Source organism: Corynebacterium sp. HMSC075F02, assembly GCF_001838335.1.
Lineage (GTDB): Bacteria > Actinomycetota > Actinomycetes > Mycobacteriales > Mycobacteriaceae > Corynebacterium > Corynebacterium jeikeium_D.
In genome coordinates, this window is the sequence record NZ_KV836302.1 from 116,050 (window position 1) to 123,686 (window position 7,637).

A 7,637-nucleotide genomic window follows, 5' to 3' on the forward strand; every position below is an offset into this window, starting at 1 on the left:
CAGTTCGTGAGGAAGTCCTCATATTTCCTCGCGGCCACAAAGAAACGCACCGCCCTCGAGCAAAGAACCAAAGGAGCAATACAGTGTTCGCACCACTTTCCGATGGCCACTTCACCTACTTCCCCAAGCCCGAGCTTGACGAGGTTCTTGCAACCATCGACCGCCGCCCTGTCGCTGCCGGCTACCTCATCGATGGCGATGTCATCACCTCCAACATGGATGCCGCCCGCTACAGCTGGCTGGTCTAAAAGGGCGCAGACCTGGAAAATTCTGACTTTCTTTTCAAAATCAAAGACAGTACAGGTTTTCAATGATTACGTTTTAGGGCATGAAACTTTCTCGAGCTTCTGCCCCGGAGTCCTCGGACACATCCCGCCCGGCTCCGACATCGATGTCTCACCTGCCTGAAGCGCTGCCGCCACAGACGCCCCAGACAGCCCGCCCGCCACTAGCTACCGACACGCTGCTTAACTGCACTTCCCTTCCTGCAGTCGTCGTCGACCTCGCGGCGGTCGAAGCCAATGCCCGCGATATGCTCCGCCGTGCAAACGGGATGCCTATCCGCGTGGCCTCGAAATCGATTCGCATTCCACAGCTTATTTCGCACGTCCTGGCCTTCCCCGGTTTCCAGGGCGTGCTGGCATATTCACTGGCAGAGGCGCTGTACCTATTCCGAGAAGGCATTAGCGACGACATCGTCGTCGCCTACCCAACACTTGACGCCCGCGCTATCTCAGAGCTTGCCGACGATGATGCAGCGCGTGCCGCCATCTGCGTCATGGTTGACCGTCCCGAGCATCTGGAGGCGCTGGCGTCGTCGGCAAGCGAAAATGCGCCAATCCGCGTGTGCATGGACGTCGACGCATCCTTTCGCCCCCTCCCCGGCGTGCATATCGGTACGCTGCGCTCAAGCCTGTTCTCGCCGAAGCAGGCAGCGGCGTTTGCCAAGCAGATCATTGCCCACCCGGAGCTGCAGCTGGCCGGAATCATGATGTATGAGGGACACATTGCCGGAGTGGGCGATGCCGGAAACTCCCTGCGTGCGCGCGCAATTCGAGTGATGCAGGCCGTCTCAAAGAAGGAATTGGCAAAGCGCCGCGCGAAGGTTGTCGCTGCAGTCGAGAAAGTGGCGGGGCCGCTGGAGTTTGTCAACGGTGGTGGCACGGGGTCGCTGGAGTCGACGTGCGCCGAGGCCGCAGTCACCGAGGCAGCGGCGGGGTCGGGGTTCCTGGCACCAACCCTCTTCGATAACTATCGCGCATTCAATCTGCGCCCGGCGTCCTGGTTTGTGTTGCCGGCGACGCGACGCCCTAAGAAGAGCGTGGTCACGGTGTCCGGCGGTGGTCGAATTGCCTCTGGACCGGCGGGAGCTGACCGGCTGCCAACCCCCTGGTACCCCACTGGCCTGCGCTACGCGGCAGAGGAAGGACCAGGTGAGGTGCAGACTCCGCTGCTCGGCAAGACCGCCGACGCAATTTCGCTGGGAGATCCCGTGTGGTTCCGCCACGCCAAGGCCGGCGAAATAGCCGAGCACACACAAGAAGTCATTGCAGTTCGAGATGGCGCCATCATCGCCCACTGGCCCACGTACCGAGGAAAGGGATTGATCTTCACATGAGCAATTCACGCAACAACGCCCGCTTCACAGTCTCTACAGTTGAGTCCCGCGTACCACGCGTACGTCGGCGTGCGCAGGCAAAAGCCGTCGCCAACTCTCATTGGAGCAATTGGGCGCACACGCAATCGTGCACCCCGTCCTACACTCATCAGCCGCACGATGATGAGGGCGTTATCTCGGTAATTAAAGCGGCGAAGACCGAAGGAACTACGGTGCGCCCGCTAGGGGCCGGTCATTCTTTTACTTCCGTGGCCACCACCGATGGGCACCGCATTCAACTCGACCGCTGCTCTGGTCTGGTCGAACTCGACGCCGCCAACCAGACCGCCACGCTGCGTGCCGGCACTCGCCTGCGCGACACTCCAGGTATTCTGCGCCCGCTCGGTTGGGCACTTCCCAACCAGGGCGATGTCGATCCGCAGTCGCTGGCCGGTGCTATCTCTACTGGCACACACGGCACCGGGCTTGGATTCACCGGCTTCGCAGGCACCGTGAAAGGATTCAAGATTGTCACCGCGGATGGCGTCGTCAGGCACTGCCATCCGGACGCTGAGGGAATCGACGGCGAGCTCTACCGCCTCGGACGGCTGGGACTGGGTGTCTTCGGCGTGCTTACGGAGGTCACGATGTCCGTCGTGCCAGCGTTTGATCTGCACGCCGACGAGCACCGCGAAGAGTTTGATTCCCTGCGCAAGAGTTTCGCCGAGCGCTGCAAAGAAGCTGACCACCTGGAGTTTTTCTGGTTCCCGGGACAGCGCGAGACGCTGGTCAAGCACAATACTCGCATTGAACCGCAGCGCCACCGCCGCCCGAGCCGCAATAGCCTGAAGCAGCGCCTGGGCAGCGCGCGTACGTATCTTAACGACGAAGTCGTCAACAACATGGGACTCTTGGCGTGCTGCGAGATTGCTAAGGCCATTCCCGCTACGACCGATACCATCAACCGGATTGCCACCAACACCGTGCCAGAGCGCAGCTACTCCAATGAGGCGCACAAGGTCTTTGTCTCGCCGCGCCGAGTGCGTTTTTCCGAGATGGAGTACTCCGTCCCGCTCGAGGCCGCTTCCGATGTCCTCGGGGAAATCCGCGACGCGATTGCCCGCAAGAGGATGAAAGTCTCCTTCCCCATCGAGGTGCGCTCCGCGAAAGCCGATGATGTGGCCCTATCCACTGCGTACGGTCGCGACAGTGCCTACATCGCCATCCACCGCTACTGGAAGGAAAATTATCGAGAGTACTTCAACCTCATCGAGCCGATTTTCAAGGCCCACGAAGGTCGCCCGCACTGGGGCAAATTGCACACGCTTCGCGCGGAGGATTTCGCGGAACGTTATCCGCTGTTCGGCGAGGTCCAGGCACTACGGGAAAAGGTCGACCCGCAGGGAATCTTCCTCAACGAGCACCTGCGCGAACTTTTCTGCTAATTATCTGCCGGCTTTACGACGTCCCGGGTAACCGCCCCATCCGCCTGGTCAGCGGCATCGTCGGAAACCGCGGCCGGTTCAACACCGGCCTTGCGGAGTTCCCGGCGAACCCGACGCTGCCGGAGCATCTTCAAGATGAGGTCGCAGATGAACAGCGCGACGGCACCCCAGATGATGAAGAACCCGATCCAGCGCTCCGGTTCGAGCTGCTCGCCCAGCACAGTGACTGCCAGGGTGATTTGGAGAACCGGAGTGAGGTACTGCATCAGACCCAAGGTGGCCAGCGGCAGGCGTTTGGCACCTTCGCCGAAGAGCAGCAACGGAATGGCGGTAGCAACACCGGCGCTCATCATGAGCAGCGTGTGGCCTGTTCCTTCGGAGCTAAACGTGCTCTGCCCGTTGTAGGTCAACCAGAGGATGTAGGCCAGAGCAATCGGTGTGATTACGGCGGACTCGGCCGTCAGCGAAGCTGCGGAGGAAAGCGATACCCGCTTCTTCATTAGTCCGTAAAAACCGAAACTGAACGCCAGCGCCAGCGCACCCAACGGCGGATGTCCCACACCAATTGTGAGAACAATGACCGCAATGGTTGCCAGGATGACACTGCCGAGCTGCAACCGCGAGATGCTTTCACGGAAGAAAATCATCGCCAACAAAACGCTGACCAGCGGGTTGATGAAGTAGCCGAGCGCGGCCTCCGCCACCTGCCCATTGTTGACCAGGTAGACGTACACACCCCAGTTGACGGAGATCAACAGTGCGGCAATAAAAATAGTGCCCCAGGTCTTGGCACTCGCGGCCTTCAGCTCTGGCCATGCGCGCATGAAGCTGAGGGCAATGACCATAAAGACAAGGGTCCAGACGAATCGGTGCGCCAAAATCTCTACGGCCCCTGCTGGTTCCAGCAAGGGGAAATAGAGCGGAAACAGCGCCCACAAAAGGTACGCACCGAATGCCTGAATCACTGTTGACTGACTCCTTTTCGTTCTTGTTGAAACTGACTGCGTACTGGCGGCAGAGTTCTAGCCGCTTCATCCTAGTCGTTTGGATTTAGGACACTTAGTTCTGGTTTCTATTAGTTCTGGCCGCTTAGTTCTGGCTCAGCCCTGGCGCAAAGAGCGGATCTTTATCCGTGAAGCCGGAACTCAGCACCGGGCGAATACCAAAGCGGCCACGCGCCGCATCTGATGGCAGCGCCTCGACAGCTTTCACATCGGGCATTTTCTTGACATCCATCAACGATTCAGCGTCACCATAGACCAGTAAACCGTTGAAGCCGAGCCGTTCGTCGTCAATCGCGACGTCCGCGTAAGCAGCCGCTAACTCCAGCTGATCTTGCAGCAGCTTTTCTTCGCTAGCTGTTTTACTCGGCTGCGGCAAATACCGGGTGCTCACACCGCCGATGATTGCAGTCGATACTCGCAGAGAGGGCTCTTTTTCATAGACCTGTGCCGCTTCTTGCGCATCAAGCAGCCGATCAAAAGTCACCATCGCCCAGAACTTCGGGTCCTCCACGACTGGCTGGCCTGTCTTTAGCCGGTGGTCCTCTTTCTTCATATTCTCGAGGGACTTGTCGGCACGCTCTACGTACTGCTCGGTTGCTTCCCACGGGTCCGGGCCGAGCGCATCGCCGTTGAGGTTCTGCGGCTTGCTTACCCGATCGGAGGTCGAAGCGACTGCTAACACAATCACCAATACGACAACACAGAAACCAGAGATTAGTGCCATCACTGGCGAAATACTGCCGTCACCAGTGCTTTTCGCACGAGTTTCACGGCGTGGTGGGGTCTTGGATCCCGATGGGGTCTGCGTCATGCGCTCTGCCTCAAAACTTCCAATGCGTGGTTCAAATCATCTGGGTATGGACATTCGATTTCCATCCAGCGACCATCTGCCGGATGGTGGAAACCAAGCGAGACCGCGTGAAGCCACTGGCGGTTGAGCCCCAGCCGCTTGGCCAATGCCGGATCAGAACCGTACATGGGATCGCCGCAGCATGGGTGATTCAGCGCAGAGAAGTGCACGCGAATCTGGTGCGTACGCCCAGTTTCTAGATTCACCTTCAGCAGCGTTGCTGGGGCGAAGGCCTCAAGCGTTTCGTAGTGCGTCACAGCATGCTTGCCATCCTGGCGGACGGCAAAGCGCCAACCCGCCGACGGATGACGGCCAATCGGCGCATCAATTGTCCCGGACAGCGGATCCGGATGCCCCTGAACCAGAGCGTGATAGGTCTTGGACACCTCACGGTTTTTGAACGCCCGCTTGAGCACGGAGTAGCCCCGTTCGGAGCAGGCGACAACCATCACGCCAGAGGTGCCAACATCGAGGCGATGCACGATGCCTTTTCGCTCGGGCGGACCGGAGGTAGAAATGCGGAAACCAGCAGCCGCCAGTCCGCCGATAACCGTTGGGCCTTCCCAACCGACTGACGGATGTGCGGCCACACCGACAGGCTTGTGAACAGCCACCAAATCGGAGTCGTGGTAGAGCACGTCCATGCCCTCGACGAGTTCCTCTTTGGGAACCAATGGCTTTTCCACCGGCGGCAACAACACAGAGAGGAAAGCGTTTTCTTCCAATCGGTCGGACTTGCCAACGCTCACGCCATCGACCGTGATGTCCCCAGCCGCTGCCAAATCAGCCACCGCTGTGCGCGAGAGCCCCAACAACTTAGCCACACCGGCGTCTACCCGCATACCAGCCAAGCCCGGTGGAACGGGCATCTGCCGGGTTTCTCGGTCGGGCTGGTGCGCTCCCCCGAGTGCTGCACCACCATTTACTGCATTGTCGTTCACTGCTGTCCTCCCTCCGCCGACTGCTTCTGATCCTGCTGAGCAGATTTCTTCTCCGCTGCAATCTGATCAGCGAAGAGATCCGGCTCCTTGGAAAAAACCATCCAGATAACGAGGATAATAACGCCCACAGTAATCGCGGAGTCCGCGATATTAAATACGGCAAAACCCTTAACCGACAGGAAATCGACGACGTGGCCGACGTAGAAACCGGGTTCCCGAAACAGCCTATCGATGAGGTTGCCCAGCGCACCACCAGCAATAAGCCCCGCTGCAGTCGCCGATATAGGACTGCGCAGCCAATGGGAAAAGCACATCACAGCCAGGATGTAAACCAGCTGCAACGTGGTAAAAACCCAGGTGGCGTTCGTGCCAAAGGAAAAGGCTGCACCGGGGTTAAAAACGAGCCGCAACTCGAAGAGATCGCCAATGACCTGCACCGCAGGACGGCCATCGAGAGTCTTCAAAGCGATAATCTTGGTCAGCTGATCAATGATCGCAACTGACACAATAACCGCAGCGAGAATCCCCCGCCGCGGGAAATATGTCCTCGTTTCCTTCTTAGTCACTGTCCCATAATGGCCTAACAAACCCATATTCAGCCAACTGACACCGCCCGGGTGGTTCATATCCACCACGAAACCGGTACGCTAACCGGTGTGACTCGACGTTTCCAATCTCAGTTTGTTCCGGCCTCCTCTGCTTTACGACGTGCAGGAGAATCCACCTCCTCGTGGTTCCGTCGACCTAGCCGCAGCGACCAACCTGGTCACACCAAGCGTGGCTTGCTGGCGAGGGTCGGCACCGCTGTTGTTGCCGCTACCACTGTGGTGTCACTGGCCGCGTGCTCGTCGGAAAGCTCGGTGAAAACACAACCCGTGGACGTTGCACAACCCAAGGTCGAATTGACCAGTGCTGGTAGCGGTGAGCTGGCGAGCGTGCGCTGGAAGGACGACGGTGCAGAGCAGGAGTCGACCGTGGCGGTGACGCAGGGCTTCGCGCAGCGTGGCGGAAACGCCGATAGCGACCAGACGTTCCCGGACACCCGCCTGGAAATCCCCCTGACCAGCACTGTTACCAGCGATAACGATACTCGTGTGGTGACGTCAGAGGTGGGTAAGCCACACGGCTCCAACGATGAGCTGAATGAGGATATCGCGACCGCGCAGGGCTTTATCTCTGATTGGTCAACAACGGCCACTGGTGAGGTCAAGGAACTCAAACTGGGAGCGCCGGAGAAGGCGACCGACACCGCTCGCGCTGGTGTGGAGATGGCGCTGCAACAGCTGCATTCCGTACCTATCGTCTTCCCCTCCGAGGACATCGGAAAGGATGCAACCTGGACGGTCGAAAGCGAGGTCGAAGGCCAGACCACGATGACGCAGAAGGTGACCTATACCCTGCTCAGCCGTGCGGGCGACATTGTTAATTTGAAGGTCGATGTCAAGCAGGTGCCGACCGTCACGGAGTTGGACACTGGCGGCGAGGGTGCACTGAAGGTTGTCGAGGCCACGACTGACATGCTTGCCGACCGCGTCACCATCGACCTGACTAAGCCGCTTCCGATGAAGGGCAACATCGACTTTGTGACCTCCGTGACCTACGGCGACGGCAACTCCGATGTGCGCATCACTCAGCAGACGCACCGCGGGCTGGAGTTTAAGGACGGCAGCGGGTCGAAGAAGTAGCCCAGAAGAAATAGCTCTGGCCAGCGCAAGGTTAGAAGACGAGAAAGTGTCTAGGTTTATGTCACTTTTCTTCCCAAAAAATGGGGTTAAGTAGCAAAAAGTGTGTCTGACTTTC

8 protein-coding genes are annotated in these 7,637 nt (G+C 58.9%); 4 read left to right on the plus strand and 4 right to left on the minus strand.

The window, feature by feature from the left end; translation table 11 throughout:
• Positions 1–83 precede the first annotated feature (83 nt).
• The 3 genes from HMPREF2920_RS10755 (at position 84) to HMPREF2920_RS00490 (ending at position 3,042) form a co-directional block, all read left to right on the plus strand.
• The gene (locus HMPREF2920_RS10755; protein ID WP_016422979.1) at positions 84–248 is read left to right on the plus strand and encodes a hypothetical protein; all 165 of its coding nucleotides are present in this window, start codon (positions 84–86) and stop codon (positions 246–248) included.
• Between the two features lie 80 nt (positions 249–328).
• Complete coding sequence (locus tag HMPREF2920_RS00485) at positions 329–1,618, plus strand: alanine racemase (protein WP_070706161.1); 1,290 nt, start codon at positions 329–331, stop codon at positions 1,616–1,618.
• Positions 1,615–3,042, plus strand: a complete 1,428-nt coding sequence (locus HMPREF2920_RS00490) for a D-arabinono-1,4-lactone oxidase (protein ID WP_048734784.1) — start codon at positions 1,615–1,617, stop codon at positions 3,040–3,042. Before HMPREF2920_RS00485 ends, HMPREF2920_RS00490 begins: the two co-directional genes overlap by 4 nt.
• Here the strand turns inward: HMPREF2920_RS00490 and rarD are convergent.
• The 4 genes from rarD to lspA form a co-directional block, all read right to left on the minus strand.
• Positions 3,039–4,007 (minus strand): EamA family transporter RarD, encoded by a 969-nt coding sequence (rarD, locus tag HMPREF2920_RS00495; protein ID WP_049193996.1) that lies wholly within the window; start codon positions 4,005–4,007, stop codon positions 3,039–3,041. The two genes, HMPREF2920_RS00490 and rarD, sit on opposite strands and share 4 nt — an antisense overlap.
• Before the next feature lie 124 nt (positions 4,008–4,131).
• Positions 4,132–4,857, minus strand: coding sequence for a hypothetical protein (locus tag HMPREF2920_RS00500; protein ID WP_049193997.1), 726 nt, complete (start codon positions 4,855–4,857; stop codon positions 4,132–4,134).
• Positions 4,854–5,765 carry an RluA family pseudouridine synthase gene (locus HMPREF2920_RS00505; RefSeq protein ID WP_042389388.1) on the minus strand — a complete coding sequence of 304 codons (912 nt, stop codon included), beginning with the start codon at positions 5,763–5,765 and terminating at the stop codon, positions 4,854–4,856. The genes HMPREF2920_RS00500 and HMPREF2920_RS00505 overlap by 4 nt, the downstream gene beginning before the upstream one ends.
• 68 nt (positions 5,766–5,833) lie before the next feature.
• A complete protein-coding gene (gene lspA / locus HMPREF2920_RS00510) occupies positions 5,834–6,403 on the minus strand; it encodes a signal peptidase II (protein ID WP_049193998.1) in 570 nt (189 codons plus the stop codon).
• A 90-nt stretch (positions 6,404–6,493) separates the two neighbouring features.
• Between lspA and HMPREF2920_RS00515 the strand changes: the two genes are divergently transcribed.
• Positions 6,494–7,522, plus strand: coding sequence for a hypothetical protein (locus HMPREF2920_RS00515; RefSeq protein ID WP_224784036.1), 1,029 nt, complete (start codon positions 6,494–6,496; stop codon positions 7,520–7,522).
• Positions 7,523–7,637: the final 115 nt, after the last annotated feature.